General features: G+C 29.1%; 1 protein-coding gene. It reads right to left on the bottom strand.

Translation table 4 applies throughout. From position 1 onward, the window contains the following. The coding region (locus OF365_RS03275) for a hypothetical protein (protein WP_263818176.1) at positions 1 to 268 on the bottom strand (268 nt) is incomplete at both ends.

Raw genomic sequence — 268 nt, 5'->3', positions numbered from 1 at the left:
AGCCAAGGTTTTTTTGTAAAGATTATGGATTTCTTTTTTAAATTGTTTAATTATGATGTATCAGAATAAAAGAATGTTGCTTGTATTTGCTTGCTTTTGACAATTATCAACAAATCATTGTTCGATATTAGCAATTAAATCGGGCGCAAATCAGGCTTTGTTTTGTTCAAAAAACTGGTTTCGAAAGATCTCTAATTGTAAAGAATTTTCGATTTTGGATTCTAAGAGTTTTTTGTTAATCCCCTCATCAGTTTTTAAATCAGTGGCA

The organism is Ureaplasma zalophigenitalium (assembly GCF_025780055.1).
Classification (GTDB): Bacteria; Bacillota_I; Bacilli_A; order Mycoplasmatales; family Mycoplasmoidaceae; genus Ureaplasma; species Ureaplasma zalophigenitalium.
Note: the sequence above shows the minus strand (reverse complement) of the source record. Positions and strands in the feature narration are given on the sequence as shown.